The 20,153-nt window shown below is 72.5% G+C and carries 2 protein-coding genes (1 of these 2 cut by a window edge); both read right to left on the bottom strand.

Annotated features, from left to right (window positions below):
• Window positions 1-1,551 carry the 5' portion of a non-ribosomal peptide synthase/polyketide synthase gene (locus AB0I43_RS14290; protein WP_357432117.1) on the bottom strand. It extends 23,955 nt beyond the left edge of the window, so 1,551 of the gene's 25,506 nt are visible here — the first part of the coding sequence; it begins with the start codon at window positions 1,549-1,551; its stop codon lies off the left edge, out of view.
• Complete coding sequence (locus AB0I43_RS14285) at window positions 1,551-20,153, bottom strand: non-ribosomal peptide synthase/polyketide synthase (RefSeq protein WP_357432281.1); 18,603 nt, start codon at window positions 20,151-20,153, stop codon at window positions 1,551-1,553. Before AB0I43_RS14285 ends, AB0I43_RS14290 begins: the two co-directional genes overlap by 1 nt.

Below are 20,153 nucleotides of genomic sequence, written 5' to 3'. Positions count from 1 at the left end.
CAGCTCGGCGGGGCCGCCGTCGGGATCGCTCGCCCAGCGGACCAGGTCGCCGGTGCGGTACATGCGGTCGCCCGGCGCACCCTCGGGATTCGCGACGAAACGATCCGCCGTCAGGCCGGACCGGCCCACGTAGCCGCGCGCCAGCTGCACGCCGGACAGGTAGAGCTCGCCCACCACCCCGCCGGGCACCGGGCGCAGGGTGTCGTCCAGGACCAGCAGCTCGGTGTCGTCGGCGGCCGCGCCGATCGGCACGGTGTGCACGTCCGCGGCGGTGACCTCGTGCGCGGTGACGTCCACCGCGGCCTCGGTCGGCCCGTAGAGATTGTGCAGCGTGGCGCCGCTGATCTCCCGGAACGCGGCCGCGGTGGCGGCGGGCAGCGCCTCGCCGGAGGCGAAGACCAGGCGCAGCGACTCCGCGGCCCGGGCGGGCGGCTCCGCGACGAACACGGCCAGCATGGACGGCACGAAATGCGCCACGGTGACGCCGGTTTCAGCGATGACCTCGGCGAGATAGGCGGGATCGCGATGCCCGTCCGGTTCGGCGATGACCAGGCGCGCGCCGACCTGCAACGGCCAGAAGAACTCCCACACCGATACGTCGAAGGTGAACGGGGTCTTCTGCAGCACCACGTCCGTCGCGTGCAGCCGGTACAGGCGCTGGCGCCAGCGCAGATTCGCCAGGATCGAGCGGTGCGAGACGGCGACGCCCTTGGGCCTGCCGGTGGAGCCGGAGGTGAAGATGACGTAGGCGATATTGTCGGGATCGAGCGCGGGTAAGACGACGGAATCGGCGTCCGCGCCGGCACGTTCGTCGATCCGCAGCACCGGGACGCCCGCGGGCAGCGGCGGCTCGTCGGCGGTCGTCGTGAGCACCAGCACCGGCGCGGCCGCCGCCAGTACATAGCCGATGCGCTCGGCCGGATGCTCGGGATCGATCGGCACGTACGCACCGCCGGCCTTGACGATCGCGTACATCCCGATCAGCAGGTCGAACGAGCGCCGTACGGCCAAGCCCACCAGCGCGTCCGGTCCGACCCCGAGCCGCACCAGGCGGCGCGCCAGCGCCTCGGACTCGGCCTCGAGTTCCGCGTAGGTCAGGGTGGCGCCCCGGAATTCCAGGGCCACGGCCTCCGGCGTCCGGCGGGCCTGCGCATCGAATTCGCTGACCAGGGTCTCCGCGGGGGCGAACGCGGTCGGCAGCACCGGGCCGGCCGCGATCAGCGCGTCGTCGACCAGATCGAGGAGCACGGCCCCGAGCGCGCCCTCGGTCGATTCCAGCAGGTCCGGAAGCTGGCTCGACACCACCACCGACACCAGCACGTCCGCGCCGAGGCCGTCGCCCATGGCCTCGGCCAGCAGGGCGATCTCGGCGTGCAGCGCGGCGTAGGTGAGCGCGATCTCGCCGTGGCGCAACGCGATTCGGTCCGGCGCCAGTTCGGCGACGGTCGCGATGAGGGCGGGCAGGTCCTCGATGCCGTAGGCCCGCCGCAACGCCGGATGCGGGCGTGCTTCGACGCGGGCGCTGGAGGTGGCCGAATCCGTCTGCGACATCAGCTGTTTCCTTCCGGATCGAGAACCTGCGCGGGCCGTGCGAGCACGGCTTGCGCAGCGGTGAGCAAGGCGTCGACGGCCTGCGTGCGGCCGTCGGCGCCGAGGGCGGCGAGGACGCCGGGCACCAGCCCGGCCAGCCCGACGGTGACGAGCGTTTCCGGCGTCGCCGCCGCGCCCATCGCCTTGGCGACGGCGGTGAGCTTGGTGTCCAGCTCGCGGAAGCAGATCGTGCGCGCACCGTGGGTGAACGCGATCTCCTCGGGGGCGCGACGGGCGGCCGCCGCGATCAGGGCGGGCAGCTCCGCGATCGTGGGCGCCACGGCGGCGACTGGTCGCGACCGCTCGTCCGCGGTGCGAATATCGATGGCGCGCACCGTGATCGAAGGATCGTCGGCGATCGACCGGCACACCCCGAGCAGCCGTTCGGCGCACCGCCGGATCGTGGCGGCGTCGAAGATGTCGGTGGCGTAGGCCAGGCGCAGCGCCAGACCCGCGCGGGCGCCGTCGGCCGTGAACCGCTCCAGGCCGGTGAGGTGCAGGTCGACCTTGGCCTCGGCGAGGTCCAGGTCCAGCACCTCGACCGCCAGGCCGGGCAGGTCGAGCCGCCCGGCGGGCAGGTTCTGGAAGGTGAACATCACCTGGAACAGCGGGGTGTAGGCGCTGGAGCGGGTGCCGCCCAGGGCCTCGACGACCTGGTCGAACGGGAGGTCCGCGTGCGAGAACGCCGCCAGATCCCGGTCCCGGGTCCGGCGCAGCAGGTCGGTGAAACCGGCACGCGGATCGATCTCGGTCCGCAGCACGACGGTGTTGACGAACATGCCGATCAGATCGTCCAGCTCCGCGGCTCCGCGGCCGGCCACGGGTGCGCCGATGGCGATATCGGTGCCGCCGGACAACTTCGACAGCAGGACCGCCAGGGCGGCGTGCAGGATGGTGAACAGGGTGCTGCCGTGCGCCCGGGCGATCTCCTCCAGCCGTGTGGTCAGCGCGGCGTCGAGCTCGACATCGATGGCGGCCCCGGCGTTCGTGCGGCGCGCGGGCCTGGGCCGGTCGGTCGGCAGGGCCAGCACCTCGGGCAGACCGGACAGTGCGGCCGTCCAGTAGTCGAGTTGGCCGCTGGATCCGGCGAGCAGCGCGTGCTGCCACTCGCTGTAGTCGGCGTACTGGATCGGCAGCGGAGCCCAGTCGGGCGCGCGACCGCGCACTCGATCGGCGTAGGCACGCACCAGGTCTCGCGTCATCGGCGCGACCGAGTACCCATCGGCGGTGATGTGGTGCAGGACCACCACGAGAATCCATTCGGCCGGTCCGTCCGCGATCTCGAACAGCGCGGCGCGCACCGGCGGCGCGGCCGCGATGTCGAAACCTTCGCCGACGAACGCGCGCAGCCGGACGTCGATATCGCCGCGCGGCAGCGTGATCGGCGCCAACTCCAGCTCGGTCGCGGGGAGGACCTCTTGGATCGGGCCCGCGGCGGTATCCGGATAGCGGGTGCGCAGCACCTCGTGCCGCGCGACGACATCGCCGATCGCGGCGTTCAGCGCCGCCCGGTCCAGCTCGCCGGTGAGGCGGATGGCCACCGGGATGTTGTAGGCGGAGGACTCCGGGGCCAGCCGGTTCAGCACCCACATCCGCTGCTGGGCGGGCGCGAGCGCGACCGGATCCGCGCCGGTGCGGCGTACCAGTGCGGGGCGCGGAGCCGTGCCGTCGAGGCCGGAGAGGTGGGCGGCCAGCGCGGCGACGGTGGTCGCCTCGAACACGGCGGCCACCGGCACCTGGACGCCCAGGGCCGCGCCGAGCCGGGCGCTGAGCTTGGTGGCGAGCAGGGAGTTGCCGCCTCGGGCGAAGAAATCGTCGTCCAGACCGGGCGGGTCCCCGCCGAGCACCGCCGCGAAGGTGTCGGCGACCAGCCGTTCCAGTTCGGTGGCCGGGGCACGGAATTCGGCTTCGGCCAGGACCGGTTCGGGCAGACGCGCGCGATCGACCTTGCCGTTCGCGTTCAGCGGCAGCGCGTCCAGCACCACCACCGCCGCGGGCACCATGTAGCCGGGCAACTCCGTGGCCAGGGCGGACCGGATCTCCGCCGCCGAACGCCCGGGTCCGGCTTCGGCGTAGGCCACCAGTCGCGCGCCGGGCGCGGCCACCGCGACCGCCGCCCGGACCCCGGGCACCCGCCGCAGCGCGGCCTCCACCTCGCCGAGTTCGATCCGGAAGCCGCCGATCTGCACCTGGAAATCGGCGCGCTCCAGGTATTCCAGCATCCCGTCGGCGCGCCACCGCACGAGATCGCCGGTCCGGTACATCCGGCCGGTGCCCGCGAAGGGATCGGCGACGAACCGGTGCGCGGTCAGACCCGCCCGGCCGTGATAACCGCGCGCCAATTGCGCACCGGCCAGATACAGTTCCCCGGCCACGCCCACCGGCACCGGCTGCAACCGGTTGTCCAGCACGTATACCCGGCTGTTCCAGGCCGGTCCGCCGATCGGCACGAGCTGCGCGGGCTCGTCGGCGACCTCGTAGGCGGTGATCGACACCGCCGCCTCGGTCGGCCCGTACAGGTTGAACAATCGGGCCCCGCGAATCTGTGCACAGGTGTCCACAGGGCGGCGGGCCGGCAGCATGCGCCGGTCGCCGAGGACCGGCCGCGCCGCCGCGCCCGCGAGCACGACGCCATTGCCGCTGGGCGCGAGATCCCCGCCGTGCATCAGCCGAGCCAGGCCCCGCAGCATCTCGGCCGCCTGCTCGACGCTGAAACTCGCCGCGTCGGAGACCTGCTCGTCGACGGGCGCGGGCTCGAGCTCCGCCGTGCCCGACAGCGCCGCGGGTCGCCGGGCGGCCCGCCGGAATTCCGCGGCCGTCGCGGCAGGCAGGGCTTCGCCGATCGCCAGCACGTGCCGCAGCGCGCCCGGCAGCGGCTGCTCCGGGGCGCAGGCCAGCAGCATTCCGAGCAGCGACGGCACCGCGTGCAGGACCGTGACGCCGTAGCGCGTCATCAGCTCGCGCAGCCGTTCCGGTTCGCGTTCGGTTCCGGGCTCGGTGACCACCAGCCGTCCGCCGGTGACCAGCGGCGACCAGAACTCCCACACCGACAGATCGAAGGTGGCCGGGGTCTTGAGCAGGACGCAGTCCTTCCCGTTCACCGCGAACTCGGCGCGCAGCCAGGCCAATTGGTTGACGATCGCCGCGTGCGACACGGTCACGCCCTTCGGGACGCCGGTCGAGCCCGAGGTGAAGATGACATAGGCCGGATGCCCCGGGCGCAGCGGGCGCACCCGCTCCCGGTCCCGGATCGGGGTCGCGGCACAGCCGTCGGCGGGCAGGCGATCGACTTCCCAGACCGGAACCGGGGTTTCGACCGGGAAGCCGTCCCGCGCGGTGGTGAGGATGCGGACCGGCGCCGCCGTGTCCAGGATGTGCCCGATGCGGTCGGCCGGATGATCCGGATCGATCGGGACGTAGGCGCCGCCGGCGCGCACCACCGCGTACATGGCCACGACCAGTTCCACCGAGCGCCGCATGGCGAGCACCACGGTGTCCTCCGGGCCGACGCCCGCGCCGATCAGGCGCCGGGCCAGGCGGTTGACCGCCGCGTCGAAATCCAGGTAGCTAAGCCAGGTTTCGGTGCGCGCGTCGATCACCGCCTGGGCGTGCGGCGAACGCGCCACCTGCGCGTCGATCAGGTCGGCCAGGGTGGCCGCCACCAGCGGCCGGGCCGTGCGATTCCAGGTCTCCAGCACCTCGGCGCGGCCCGCCCGGCCGAGCAGGTCGATATCGCCGAGCACCGTCTCCGGCTCCGCGACGATCGCCTCGAGGACCCGGCCGAGCTGGTCGGCGATGCGCTGCGCGGCGGCGGGTGTGAACAGATCGGTCGCGTAGCCGAGGGTCAGCTCCACCCCGGCGGCCGAGCCGTCCGCGGCGTAGCGGTCGACGGCGAACAGGTGCAGATCGAATTGCGAGACGCCGCTGTCGTATTCGAGCGCGCGCACCTCGAGCTCCGGCAGCAGCAGTTCGCCGCGCTCGTGGTTCTGGAAGGAGTAGCCCACCTGGAACAGCGGGTGCCGCGCGGTGGAGCGCGCCGGGTTGAGCACCTCCACCAGGCGCTCGAAGGGCACGTCGGCGTGCGCGAAGGCGGCGACGTCGGCGGCGCGGGTGCGGGCGAGCAGCTCGGCGAACGTCGCATCGCCCGGCACCTGGGTGCGCAGCACCAGGGTGTTGACGAACATGCCGATGACGTCGTCCAGTTCGGCCGCCCCGCGGCCCGCGATCGGCGTGCCCACCGCGATGTCGGCGCTGCCCGAGAGCCGGCTCAGCAGTGCCGCGAAAGCCGCGTGCAGCACCATGAAAAGCGTTGCCCCGCGGCGCTGTCCGAGCGTCAGCAGCTCCGCGTGCCGCCGCGCGTCGAGGGCGAAACCGATCTTCGCACCGCGCAGGCTCTGCCGGGCCGGGCGCGGGCGGTCGGCCGGCAGCGCCAGCTGGTCGGGCAGGCCGTGCAGCGCCTTGACCCAGTAGCCGATCTGGGTGGCGGACAGCGACTCCGGATCGTCCTCCGCGCCCAGCAGCGCCCGCTGCCACAGCGCGTAGTCCGCGTACTGCACGGCCAGGGGGGACCAGCCGGGCGCGCTGCCGGACCGGCGCGCGGTGTAGGCCAGCATCAGGTCCCGCACGAACGGCGCGCTGGAGGAACCGTCGGCCGCGATGTGATGCAGTACCGCGGCGAGCACGAATTCGGCCGGTCCGGTCTGGAACAGCCGCATTCGCACGGGGATCTCGGCGGTCACGTCGAAGGTGGTGGCCGCCAGCTGCCGGATCCGTTCCAGCAGACCGGCTTCGGTGGAGGCGACCGGGTCCAGCACCGGAACTGCCTCTGCCGCAGGCACGATCACCTGGGTCGCGACGCCGTCGACCTCCGGATACCGGGTGCGCAGCGCTTCGTGCCGGCCGATGACATCGGCCAGCGCGGCCTGCAACGCCGGAACGTCCAGCTCACCGGTCAACCGGATCGCCAGCGGAATGTTGTAGGCGATCGAGGCGCTGTCGAACCGGTTCAGGAACCACATCCGCTGCTGGGCCGGCGACAGCGGCAGCGCTGGGGGCCGGGCGGCGGCGACCAGGGCGGGACGCGTCCCCGTCGTGCTCGCCAGCACCAGCGCGGCGAGGTCGGCGACCCGCGGCGCCTCGAACAGCGCCCGCACCGACACCGTGCGGCCGAGCGCGACGCCGATCCGGGCCACCGCCTTGGCGGCCAGCAGCGAACTGCCGCCGAGGGCGAAGAACTCGTCGTCCGCGCCGATCCGCGCCTCGAGCCCGAGCACGTCGGCGAAGACGCCCGCGACGATCTCCTCGGCCGGGGTGGCCGGCGCCCGGTAGGCCGTGGTCTCGAACGCGGGCGCGGGCAGGGCGGCGCGATCCAGCTTCCCGTTGACCGTCAACGGAATTCGATCCAACGCCACGATCGCCGCGGGCACCATGTGCTCGGGCAGCACCCGGCCCAGATCCTGGCGCAGCCGCACCGTGTCGAGCGTGCCCGCGGCGACGACGTAGGCGACCAGCCGGGGCTCGTCGACCAGATCGGTGCGCACGACCACCGCGGCCTCGCGCACCGTCGACGCGGTGCCGAGCAGCGCGGCCTCCACCTCGCCCAGCTCGATCCGGAAGCCGCGCAGGTTCACCTGCTGGTCGGCCCGGCCCAGGTACTCGAGTTCACCGTCGGCCGTCCAGCGGGCCAGATCGCCGGAGCGGTAGGCCACGGATCCGGCCGCGCCGTAGGGGTCGGCGACGAAGCGGGCCGCCGTGAGCGCGGGGCGGCCCAGGTAGCCGCGCGCCACCTGCCCGCCGGAGACATAGATTTCGCCGGGCACGCCGACCGGCACCGGCCGCAGCCGGGAGTCCAGCACCCGCACCGCCAGACCCGGTATGGCCGCGCCGATCACGCTCGCCGCACCGCCGTCCGCGGTGATCGGCCGGTACGACACGTGCACCGTGGTCTCGGTGATGCCGTACATGTTGACCAGCCGCGGGCTGTCCGGATAACGCTGGAACCAGGGCCGCAAGCGCTGTGGCTCCAGTGCCTCACCGCCGAAGACGACGGTGCGCAGGGCATAGTCGGCGGCAGGCTGCGCCGCGTCGGCAGCGATCAGCTGAGAGAACGCCGAGGGCGTCTGGTTGAGCACGCTCACCCGCTCCCGCACCAGCAGTTCGCGGAACTGCTCCGGCGAGCGCGCGGTGAAGTAGTCGACGACGACGAGCTTGCCGCCGTAGAGCAGCGCGCCCCACAGCTCCCAGACCGAGAAGTCGAAGGCGTAGGAGTGGAACAGCGTCCAGACGTCGGTGGCCCCGAAGCCGAAGTGGCGCTGGGTGTTGTCGAGCAGCCGCAGCACGTTGCGGTGCGGCACGACAACGCCTTTGGGGCGACCGGTGGAACCGGAGGTGTAGACGACGTAGGCGGTATGCGCCGGGTCCGAGGGCTCGCGCCGTTCCGCGTCGGCGAGCGGTGCGGCGTCGAAGCTTTCGAGATCGGCGACGTCGAGATCGATGACCGGTCCGCCGAACCAGTCGCGGGCCAGTCCGGTGGCGGCACTGCTGACGGCGCAGACCGGACGGGCGTCGTCGAGGACGTATTCGATGCGATCGGCGGGATAGTTCGGATCGATCGGCAGGTAGGCCCCGCCCGACTTGAGCACCGCGAGCAGCGCCACCACCAGCTCGGCGGTGCGCGGCAGCGCGACGGCGACAAGCATCTCCGGCCCGACCCCGGCGGCGATCAGCTTGCGCGCCAGCCGATTCGACCGGCTGTCGAGCTCGGCGTAGGTGAGCGTGGCCTCCCCCGCCCGCACGGCGACGGCGTCCGGGTCGAGCTGGGCCGCGCGCGCGAACCGGTCCGCGATCGTCTCCGTGACCGGCGCGGCGGCCGCCTCCGCGCCCGCCCACTCGTACAGCGCGCGCTGCTGCTCCTCCCCGCTGAGCAGCTGGATGTCGCCGACCACCACGGTCGCGTCGGCGGCGATGGCGGCCAGCACCTGGGTGAAGCGGCGGGCCAGCACCGCGATCGACTCGGAGTCGAAAAGATCGGTGGCGTAGGTGATCTCGATGTCCATGCCGGCCGCGCGGCCGTCCGCGCCGCCGGATTCAAGCACGGTGAACTGCAGGTCGAATTTCGCTGCGGCCGAGTCGAATTCGAGCGGGGTGACCCGCAGGCCGCCGAGTTCGAGGCGCGGCATCGTGAAGTTCTGGAAGGTCAGCGCCACCTGGAACAGCGGATGCCGGTTGCGGGCGCGCGCCGGGGCCAGCGCCTCCACCAGGCGCTCGAACGGAATGTCGGCGTGGGACAGGGCATCCAGGTCCTGCACCCGCACGGTGTCCAGCAGTGTCTCGAAGCGGGAGCGCGGATCGACCTGGGTGCGCAGGACGAGCGTGTTGACGAACATGCCGACGAGTTGGTCCAGCGCCGCCTCGCCGCGGCCGGCCACCGGTGTGCCGACGGCGATATCGCCGCCGCCGGACAGCCGGGCCAGTAGGACGGCGAGCGCGGCGTGCACCGTGTTGAACAGCGTCGCTTCCCGTTTGCGCGCCAGCTCGCGCAGTTCGCCGTGCAGGTCGGAATCGATGCGCAGGCGGTGGGTCGCGCCCCGGTGGGTGGTCTCGGCGGGCCGGGGACGGTCGGCCGGGAGGTCGAGCTGATCGGGCAGGCCGGCCAGGGTGTGCCGCCAGAATTCCAGCTGGCGGTGCGCGGGACTGCCCGGATCGGTGTCCGCGCCGAGGGTTTCGGCGTGCCAGAGCGTGTAGTCGGCGTACTGGACCGGCAGGTCGGTCCAGGCCGGTTCCGTGCCCGTGCACCGGGCGGCGTAGGCGGTCATCAGGTCACGGGCCAGCGGGGCGAGCGAAACACCGTCGGCGGCACTGTGATGCAGCACCAGCAGCAGCACATGATCGCCGGTGTCGGCGACGCGGAACAGGTGCGCGCGCAGCGGCGTCTCCCGGCTCAGATCGAAAATCGCTGCGGCGCGGCCGGATAAGTGTTCCGGCAGCGCTGCCGCCGGAACTGTCAGCGCGGGGAGTTCGATCGGCGTACCGGGCAGGACCACCTGTTCGGCCCCGTCTTCGTCCTCGCGGAACACCGTCCGCAGCGTTTCGTGGCGGGCCACCAGATCGTCGAGCGCGGCCGAGAGCGCCTCGACCTCCAGCACACCGGTCAGCCGCAGGGCCAGCGGAATATGGTTCACCGCGTCCCCGGGACCCGCGGCGAGGAACCGGTTCAGGAACCACATCCGCTGCTGGGCGGGTGAGAGCGGGATGCGCGCCGGGCGCGGTCGCGCGGTCAGCGCCGCCCGCTGGTTGCGCTGCGCCGCTGCGGCCGCGGTCACCAGTTCGGCGACGGTCGGCGCCGCGAACAGCGCGCGCACCGGCAGCTGGGCGTCCAGCGCCGCGCCGGCCCGCGCCACCACCTGCGTCGCGGTGAGCGAGTTGCCGCCCAGCGCGAAGAAGTCGTCGTCCAGGCCCACCGGCCGGGTGGCGGGCAGGCCGAGCACCTCGGCGTAGATCGCGGCCACGGCCTGCTGCGCCGCCGTCACCGGCGCACGGAAGACCGCGCGTTCGGCCGGCGGCGCCGGCAGCGCCTTGCGGTCCAGCTTGCCGGAGGCGTTGAGCGGGAACTCGTCCAGCACCACGTACACCGACGGCACCATGTACGACGGCAGCGCACGGGCGGCGGCCGCGCGTACGGCGTCGTCCACCAGCGCGCCGGTCGTGGTGAGGTAGGCGACCAGCTGGTCACCCTGCGCGGTGGTCGCGACCGCGACGGCGACCTGGGTGACGCCCGGCACCGCCGCGAGGACGGCTTCGATCTCCCCCGGCTCGAGGCGCTGACCGCGCAGCTTCACCTGGAAGTCGGTGCGGCCCAGGTATTCCAGCTCGCCATCCGGCCGCCAGGCGACCAGATCGCCGGTGCGATACAGGCGTTCGCCCGCGCCGAAGGGGTCGGCCACGAACCGGTCGGCGGTCAGGTCCGGCCGCCCCGCGTACCCGCGCGCCAGCTGCGCACCCGCCAGGTACAGCTCCCCCGGCACACCCGCCGGAACCGGCCGGAGCCTGGTGTCCAGCACGTAGACCCGGGTGTTGAACACCGGTGCGCCGATCGGGACGCTCTGCGCGTCGGTCTCGCGCACCTCGTGCGCGGTGACGTCGACCGCCGCCTCGGTGGGCCCGTAGAGATTGTGCACGCGCGCGCCGGTCAGCTCCCGCACCGCGTGGGCCGGTCCCGGCGGCAGCGCCTCGCCGGAGGCGAAGACCAGGCGCAGCGAATCGCACAGCGCGACAGCTGGTTCCGCGACGAAGACGGCGAGCATGGCGGGCACGAAATGCGCCACGGTGATCCGCGCCGCGCGCACGATCTCGGCCAGGTAGGCCGGGTCGCGGTGCCCGTCCGGTTCCGCGAGTTCGAGCCGCGCGCCGATCTGCAACGGCCAGAACAACTCCCACACCGAGACGTCGAAGGTGACCGGCGTCTTCTGCAGCACGGTGTCGGCGGGCGTGAGGCCGTAGGTCTGCTGCATCCACACCAGCCGGTTGACGATCGCCGCGTGCGACACCGTCACGCCCTTCGGGCGGCCGGTGGAGCCCGAGGTGAACAGCACGTAGGCGGCGTGGTCCGGGCGCAGCGCGCCCAGGCGCTCGGCGTCGGTGAGCGGGGTGTCCGGGTAGTCGTCGGCATCGAGCCGGTCGAGGTCCAGGACCGCCCACATCCGCGCGTCCGCGGGCACTTCCAGGCCGATCCCGCTGTGCGTGAGCACACACACCGGGTCGGCGCTGTCCAGCACGTGCGCGATCCGCTCGGCCGGATGGTCCGGATCCACCGGTACGTACGCCCCGCCCGCCGCCACCACCGCGTGGATCGCGACCAGCAGATCCAGCGAACGGTGCAGCGCCACGGCGACCGTGCTGTCCGGGCCGACGCCCACCGAGACGAGCAGCCGGGCCAGCCGGTGCACCCGGCTCGCGAATTCCGCGTAGCTCAGTCGCGTGCCCGCGAATCCGGCCGCGACGGCCTGCGGGGTGCGCACGACCTGTGCCTCGAACATCGACACCAGCGTCGCCGTCGGGTCCACCGCGTACGCGGTGTCGTTCCAGGTCTCGAGCACCAGCGTCCGCTCGGCTCCGGACAGCAGTTCGAGATCGCCGAGGGCGCGCTGCGGAGCGGCGCAGACCGCGTCGAGGATCCGCCGCAGGCGCGTCGCGAAGGTAGCGATGGTCTCGGCGTCGAACAGATCGGTGGCGTATTCGAAGACCGCCGCCAGCCCCGTCCCGGTCTCGCGCACTGTCAACTGCACGTCGAATTTGGCGGTGCGGGTATCGATGTCGAGCCGCGATGCCGTGACGCCGCCCAGTTCCAGCGCGGTCTGCGCGGTGTTCTGGAAGTCCAGCATCACCTGGAACAGCGGGTGCCGCGCGGCGGTGCGCTCGGGATCGAGCACCTCCACCAGGCGTTCGAACGGTACGTCGGCGTGCGCGAACGCGGCCAGATCCCGATCCCGCACAGCCGCCACCAGATCCGCGAACGACAGCTCCGGACGAACCTCGGTGCGCAGCACCAGGGTATTGACGAACATCCCGACCAACTCGTCGAGGCGAGCGTGCCCCCGCCCGGCCACCGGCGTGCCGATCGAAACATCCTGCTGGCCCGACAACTTCGCGACCAGCGTGGCGAAAGCCGCGTGCAGCACCATGAACAGCGTGGCGTTCGAGCGCTCCGCGAGCGCGCGCAGCCCCCGGTGGGTTCCGTCCGGAATCTCGAACGCGTACCGCGCTCCGCGCCCCGAAGCCTGGGCGGGCCGGGGCCGGTCCGCGGGCAGCGTCGACTCCGCGGGCGCGCCGCCGAGCTCGTTCTGCCAATACCGAACCTGCTGTGCCAGCAGGGATTCCGGATCGGACTCGTCGCCGAGCAGCGCGCGCTGCCACAACGTGTAGTCCGCATACTGCACCGGCAGCGGCGACCATTCGGGTGCCGAGCCCGCGTGCGCGTGGCGCATGCTCTGCGCGGCTTCATCGCCATCCGCTTCCGCGTGCGCGCACCGCAACTCACGCGCGGGCCCCACCCCCGCGTCGTCTGACTCTCCGTTTGCGCGCCGCAACTCACGCGTGGACCTCACGTCCTGGTCGTCTGGGGTGGCATGCGAATGGCTCGGGTCCTGCGTGACGATCGTATCCGCGCCGCGGGCCGCGTAGGCGCGCATCAGGTCGCGGGTCAGCGGTGCGATCGACCAGCCGTCGGCGGCTATGTGGTGCAGCACGACCACCAGGACGTGGACCGGGGTGGCCGGGGGTGCGGGATCGTCGCAGCGCAGCAGTGTCAGCCGAACGGGGGGCTCGGAGCGAACGTCGAAAGGAACTGCGGCACAGGCTCGAATGCGCTCGGGCAGGTCGACGGCAGCGACCGGCTCCGGCTCGAGGGTCCAGGTCTCGTTTGCGGGCAGCACCTCCTGGAATGGCACGCCGTCGACCGCCGGATACCGGGTGCGCAGCGCCTCGTGCCGGGCGACGACATCGCCGACGGCTGCTGCCAGCGCGGCCCGATCCAGGGCGCCGGAGAGCCGGACCGCGGCGGCCAGATTGTCGGCTGTGGAGGCGGTGTCGTACTGGTTCAGGAACCACATGCGTCGCTGTGCGAAGGACAGCGGGACGCGCTCGGGTCGATCCACCGCGACCAGTGGCAGCCGGGCCCGTGCCGTCCCCGCGCCCGGCAGCGCCGCCGCGAGCGCCGCCACGGTGGGGTGCTCGAACAGCAGGCGGACCGGCACGTCGACGTCGATCGCCTCCGCGATCCGGGCCACGATCTGGGTGGCGACCAGGGAATTGCCGCCGCCGGCGAAGAAGTCGTCGTCCAAGCCGACGCGGTCCACGCCGAGCACTCGGCCGAACACCTCGGCCACCACACGCTCGGCCGGGGTGCGCGGGGCCCGGAACTCGGTGGGCGCGAGCACCGGATCCGGCAGGGCCTTGCGGTCGAGCTTGCCCGAGCTGGTCAGCGGCAACTCCGCCAGCCGCACATAGGCCGAGGGCACCATATAGGAGGGCAGCACCGCCCGCAGCCCCCGCGCCAACTCCGCCTCGGCGACCTCGGAGGCGACGTAGGCGACAAGCACGTCTCCGGCAGGCGCGGCGAAGACCCGCACGGCCGCCGCCCGCACCCCCGCGAGGGCGCGCAGCCCGGCCTCGATCTCCCCCAGCTCGATCCGCTGTCCCCGCAGCTTGACCTGGAAGTCGCTGCGGCCCAGGTACTCCAGCACGCCCGCACGATCACGCCGCACCAGATCACCGGTCCGGTACATCCGCGTTCCCGCCGGGCCGTAGGGGTCGGCGACGAACCGCTCGGCGGTGAGCTCCGCACGCCCGTGGTACCCGCGCGCCACCTGCACGCCGGACAGGTACAACTCCCCCACCACCAGGTCCGGCACCGGCCGCAACCGGGCGTCCAGCACCAGTGCCCGGCTCCCCCGCACCGGGCGGCCGATCGGCACCGGACCCGCGTGCGTACTCTCCACCGGCGCGTGCGTGGCATGCACGGTGAATTCCGTCGGCCCGTAGAGGTTGTGCAGCCGGGCCGCGCTCACCGCTCCGAAAGCGGCCGCCGCCGCGCCGGTCATCGCCTCACCGGCCACGAAAACCGTACGCAGCGTGCGGATCAGGGCGGAATCCACCGAATCCGCAAACACCGACAGCATCGAGGGAACGAACGAAGTCATCGTCACCCCGTGCGCGCCGATCGTGCGGGCGAGGTAGGCGACATCCCGATGCCCACCGGGTTCGGCGACCACCAGGCGCGCACCGGAGATCAAAGGCGCGAACAACTCCCACACCGACACGTCGAAGGTCGCGGGTGTCTTGAAGAGCACGGTATCGGCGGACCCGAGTTCGTACTCACTCGCGATCCACCGGATCTGATTGGCCAGTGCGTTCCGCGGTACCGCAACGCCTTTCGGCCGTCCGGTCGAACCCGAGGTAAAGATGACGTAGGCGGTATTGGCCCCACGCGCCCGGGTCGCGGCGGCGTGATCACAGCGCTCGTCCCCGACAAGCGGCACAGCACCGACCGCGTGAGCGGCACGCAGCAGCACGTCCGCCGACGCGGCAGGCTCGGCCCCATCGGCTCCGCCGACCGTCCGAGGCTCAGCACTGCGCTGGTCCGCGGCACGCGACAGCGCGCCCATCGACGCGGCAGAATCGACCCCACCGGCCCCGCCGACCGTGCCACGCTCAGCACTGCGCTGGTCCGCGGCACGCGACAGCGCGCCCGCCGACGCGGCAGAATCGACCCCACCGGCCCCGCCGACCGTGCCACGCTCAGCACTGCGCTGGTCCGCGGCACGCGACAGCGCGCCCATCGACGCGGCAGGTTCGAGGCGAACGGCTTCGCAATCGATGTCACCGTCAGCTTGGCCCGCGTCGACGGCACGCGGCAGCACCGACGTCGAAGCGGCGGTATCGCCGAAATCGACCTCGATGACCTTTCCGCCGAGGCCGCGCCACCCATCGGCGGCGCGGGTCAAAACGCAGACCGGAGCGGCGGTCTCGATGACCTGCGCGATCCGGGCCTCCGGCTGATCCGGATCCACCGGAACGTACGCACCACCCGCGGCGAGCACCGCGTACACGGCGACGACGAACTCCGCGGACCGCCGCATGCCCAGTAGCACAAGGGTTTCCGGGCCGACACCGTTGCCTGCGAGCTCAGCGGCCAGCCGGTCGACCCGCGCGGCGAACTCCGCGTACGTCCAGACGCGCGCACCGTCGATCAGCGCCACCGCGTCCGGAGTTCGACGCACCTGCGCCGCGAAGGCGTCCAGTACATCCTCGGTTCCGGCGATACCTGGGCCGAGAGCCTTTCCCTCCCCGGCCCCAGCGGGGCTCACGCCGAGAGCCCGCGCCCCGAGATCCTCGTACACCTCGACGACCGCAGCGGCATTCGCAACGAGAGCCCCCACCTCAACGACCTCAGACACCGGATCGGCGCTCCCGCCGAGAGCCGCCGCCCTGGCAACCTCGGACACCTCGCCACCCTCAGCGGCACCCGCGGCGAGCGCCCGCGCCCGCCCGGCGGAATCGAGCAGCGGCAGATCCGCGACGGCGATCCCGGGGTCCGCGACCGCCGCGCCCAGCAGCTCTAGCAACCAGCGCGCGAACGCGGCCACGGTGGCTTCGTCGAACAGATCGGTGGCGTAGGAGAACTCCGCGGGAACCTCCGCCGGTGCCGAGCCTTCCCTGTGCCCGGCACCGGCGAAGCCGTCAGTGACCGTCAGCTGTAGGTCGAACTTGGTCACTCCGGTGTTCACACTACTGCTGGAGAGCGACAACTCGGGCAATTCGAAGCGGATTGCCGCCGCGGTATCGAGGGCGAGCAGCACTTGGAACAGCGGGTGCCGGGCGCGCGAGCGCACCGGGTTGATGGCCTCGACCAGCTGCTCGAATGGCAATTCGGCGTGGTCGAAGGCCGCCAGATCGGTGTCGCGCACCTGCCGCAGCAACGCGGCGAAGGAGGCGCCGGAGTCGACCGGGGTGCGCAGCGCCAGGGTGTTGACGAACATCCCGACGAGGTCGTCCAGCGCTCGTTCGCCCCGGCCGGCGACCGGGGTGCCGAGAACGATGTCGGAACTTCCCGACACCCGCGACAGCAGCGCCGCGAGTCCGGCGTGCAGCACCATGAACGGCGAAACACCCTGTGCCCGCGCCAGCTCGGCGATCCCGGCAACCAGTTTCGCGGGCAGGGCGAATCGGTGGATACCCCCGCGCCCGGAGGCGACGGCGGGCCGCGGGCGATCGGCGGGCAGATCCAGCTGATCCGGAGCGCCTGCCAGCGTGGCGGTCCAGAAGCTCAGCTGCCGCGCCAGCACCGAGTCCGGATCACCGGCCGTACCGAGCAGTTCCCGTTGCCACAGGCTGTAATCCGCGTATTGCACCGCCAGCGGCGACCAGTCCGGTGCGATACCGGAACGCCGGGCGGTGTAGGCGGTCATCACGTCGCGCGCCAGCACGGCCAGCGAAAATCCGTCGGCGGCAATGTGATGCAGCACCAGCACCAGCGCGCAGGTACCGTCGTCGACGGTGAACAGCCGGGCCCGGATCGGGATCTCGCGCTCCAGATCGAAGCCCGCGGCCGCGAAGACCGCCAGTGCCGCGTCGAGCGCCGCGACCGTGATCGGCGCGGGCTCGCCGAGCTCGAGCGCCGTGCTCAGCACCACCTGCTCGGCGAAAGCCTCCGACCGGACCGCCGGGAAGATCGTGCGCAGCACCTCGTGCCGGGCGACGACGTCGGCCAGCGCGCCACGCAGCGCGGCCGCGTCGACCGCGCCGGTCAGCCGCACCACGAACGGCATGTTGTAGTCGGCCCCGCCCTCGAGCCGGTTCAGGAACCAGATCCGCTGCTGTGCGGGTGACAGGGGAACCAGCGGCGGCCGCGGCCGTGACCGCAGTCGCACGACATCGCTGCCGCCGCTGGTACCCCGCACCGGCTCGATCAGTCCGGCGAGCCCGGCCACCGTACTGGCGCCGAACAATTCCCGGACTCCGAGCCGGCAGCCCAGGTCAGCGCCCAACCGCGCCGCGACCTGGGTGGCCATCAAACTGTTGCCGCCCATGGCGAAGAAGTCGTCGTCGCGCCCGACCCGCTCCCGGTCGAGCACCTCGCCGAAAACGCGCGCCACCGCCGCTTCGACCGGTGTGGCGGGCGCGCGATACTCGGCCACGACGCGTTCCGGCGCGGGCAGCGCCGCGCGGTCGAGTTTGCCGGAGGCGTTGACCGGCAGCTCGGCCAGCGGCACGAACACGGCGGGCACCATGTAGGCGGGCAGGGCCCGCGCGGCGGCGGCGCGCAGGGCCTCGGTCTCGACCGCGCCCACCACGTAGGCGACCAGCTGTTCCGCGCGCACCACGACCACCGCGCGCCGGACCGCCTCGACCGCGCCGAGCACGGCCTCGATCTCACCCAGCTCGATCCGCAACCCGCGCAGCTTGACCTGAAAATCGGTGCGCCCCAGGTATTCCAGCTCACCGGCGGGCGTCCATCGCACCAGATCGCCGGTGCGATACATCCGTTCGCCCGCGCCGAACGGATCGGCGACGAATCGCTCGGCGGTGAGCGCGGGCCGCGCCACATAACCCCGGGCGAGCTGTACCCCCGACAGATACAGCTCACCCGGAGCCCCGACCGGGACCGGCCGCAGGCCGCTGTCCAGGACGTACACCCGGGTGTTGAACACGGGCGCGCCGATCGGCACCGCGAGAGTATCGGTCTCGGTCACCTCGTGGAAGGTGACGTCGACCGCGGCCTCCGTGGGACCGTACAGGTTGTGCAGTCGCGCACCGGTCAGCACCCGCAGTCGCCGCGCCGCCGCGGCGGGCAGCGCCTCGCCGGAGGCGAAGACCAGCCGGAGACTGGTCTCGTGGTCGTGCGGTTGTCCGGCCAGGAACGCTTCCAGCATCGAGGGCACGAAATGCGCTGTGGTGACTCCGTATTCGGCGATCGCAGCGCGCAGATAGGCGGGGTCGCGGTGACCGTCCGGCTGCGCCAGCGCGAGGGTGGCGCCGATCTGCAAGGGCCAGAAGAACTCCCACACCGAGACGTCGAACGTCGCCGGGGTCTTCTGCAGTACCACGTCGGCGGGGGTGAGCCGGTAGGCGTGCTGCATCCAGACGAGCCGATTCACGATGGCGGCATGGCTGACCGCCACGCCCTTGGGCCGTCCGGTCGAGCCGGAGGTGAAGATCACGTAGGCCGGGTGCGCCGGTCGCAGCACGGCGCCGCGCTCCCGCTCCCACACCGGCCCGTCCGAATACCCGGACAGCTCCAGGGCGTCGAGCCGGATCGCGTCCGGAACATGCTCCGGCGCATCGGCTTCCGTGGTCAGCACGCAGCGGGGCCGCGCGGTCGCCAGGATGTGGGCGGTCCGTTCGACCGGATGATCCGGATCCAGCGGCAGGTAGGCGGCGCCCGCCGCGAGGATCGCGTACATCGCGACCACCAGCTCCGGGGAGCGGCGCACGTGCACGGCCACCACGGTCTCCGGCCCGGCGCCGCGCTCGATCAGATGGCGCGCCAGCCGGTTCGCGCGCCCGGCCAGCTCGCGATAGGTGAGCGTCCGCGCGCCGAACCGCACGGCGACGGCCTGCGGCGTCCGCGCCGCCTGCGCCTCGAACATCGACACCAGCGTCGCCGCGCCGCCCTGGGGCAGTTCGTGGCCGGTCGCGTTCCAGAGCCGGGTGCTCACCTCGACTTCCAGCTCGGTCGCCACGTCCACCGCGCCCAGCGGCGTCTCGGGACCGGCCTCGACCAGCCGTTCCAGGTAGCGCAGGAACCGCGCGTGGTGCCGCGCCAGCTCGTCCTCCGCGTAGAGGTTGGGGTTGGCCTCGAAATCGACGTGCACGCAGTCCTGCTCGCCGTAGTACACATTGAGGCTCAGGTCCTCGACCGGCCCGGTGGACAGCACGTGGTACCGCCCGGCGGTGTGGCCGAGCCGCAGATCGCTGCGGAACAGCATGATGTTGGCCAGCGGGCCGAACAGCGCCCGGTGCGCCGGGCGGCCGTCGTGGGCGGCATCGCGCCGGATGTCCTCGTGCCGGTACCGCTGATGCCGCAGCGCGCCCGCCACCTCCACCCGGGTCGCGCGCAGCAGCGCGCCCCAGGTCACGTCCCGGCCCACCGCGACCCGCAGCGGCACGATATTGGACAGCATGCCCGCCGAACGCCGCATCGCCGCGGTGGTGCGCGCCGACACCGGCAGGCTCAGCACCACGTCGTCGCGATCGGTGAATCGGCCGAGGTAGCCGGCGAAGGCGGCCAGCAGCAGCACGGCCGGGGTCGAATCCTGGCTCGCCGCGAGCTCGTTCATGCGCGCGGTCAGCTCCGCCGGCAGCGCCCGCCCGGCGATCAGGTTGACGGCGGCCCGCGGGGCGGTGCGGCCGTCCAGGCTGGTAACCGCGTCCAGCCCGGCCACGCGCTGCGCCCAGTGCGCCCGGTCCGCTTCGAAGCGGGAGCTCCCACGGTAGGCCAGCTCGCCGTCCACCAGGTCCGCCAGCGGCGCCGGGCGCACCGGTTCGACCTCGGTGCCGAGCACGCGGGCGGTGTAGCGCTCGGCCACCCGCATGGTGTTGGTCAGCGCGCCGTAACCGTCGAGCACCAGGTGGTGTGCCCGCAGATACCAGAACCAGCGCCGCTCCTCGATTCGCAGGAGAGCGCCCGCGAACAACCGGTCGCGCACCGGATCGATCGGCGCGCCGGCTTCGGCGCGCATCCAATAACGCGCCGCGGCAACCGGATCCGCGTGGTCGCGGAAGTCGAGCAGCGGGAGGTCGACCGGGAGGGCCGGGTCGAAGCACTGGTACGGCGTCCCGCCGGATTCGCCGAACCGGACCATGGTCGATTGGTAGTCCAGGGCGGCTTCGCGCGAGATCTCCTGCAGCAACGCCGCGTCGAGCTCGCCCCGCAGGTCCACGTACTGCGCGATATTGATCGGAACCTCGGGCTCGAGCAACTGTGCGTACCACAGCCCGAGCTGCGCCGGGGCGAGCGGAAACCGCTCCGGGGCTACCGGTTCGGGCGTGTACCCACCCAACTCCAT

Source organism: Nocardia sp. NPDC050435, from assembly GCF_040655395.1.
Taxonomy (GTDB): Bacteria; Actinomycetota; Actinomycetes; order Mycobacteriales; family Mycobacteriaceae; genus Nocardia.
The sequence above is the reverse complement of the archived record's forward strand: the minus strand, read 5'-3'. Positions and strand labels throughout refer to the sequence as shown.

Bases quoted from the DNA above. Each gene is read 5' to 3' on its own strand.
- AB0I43_RS14285 (WP_357432281.1), bottom strand. From the start codon at position 20,153: ATGGAGTTGGGTGGGTACACGCCCGAACCGGTAGCCCCGGAGCGGTTT.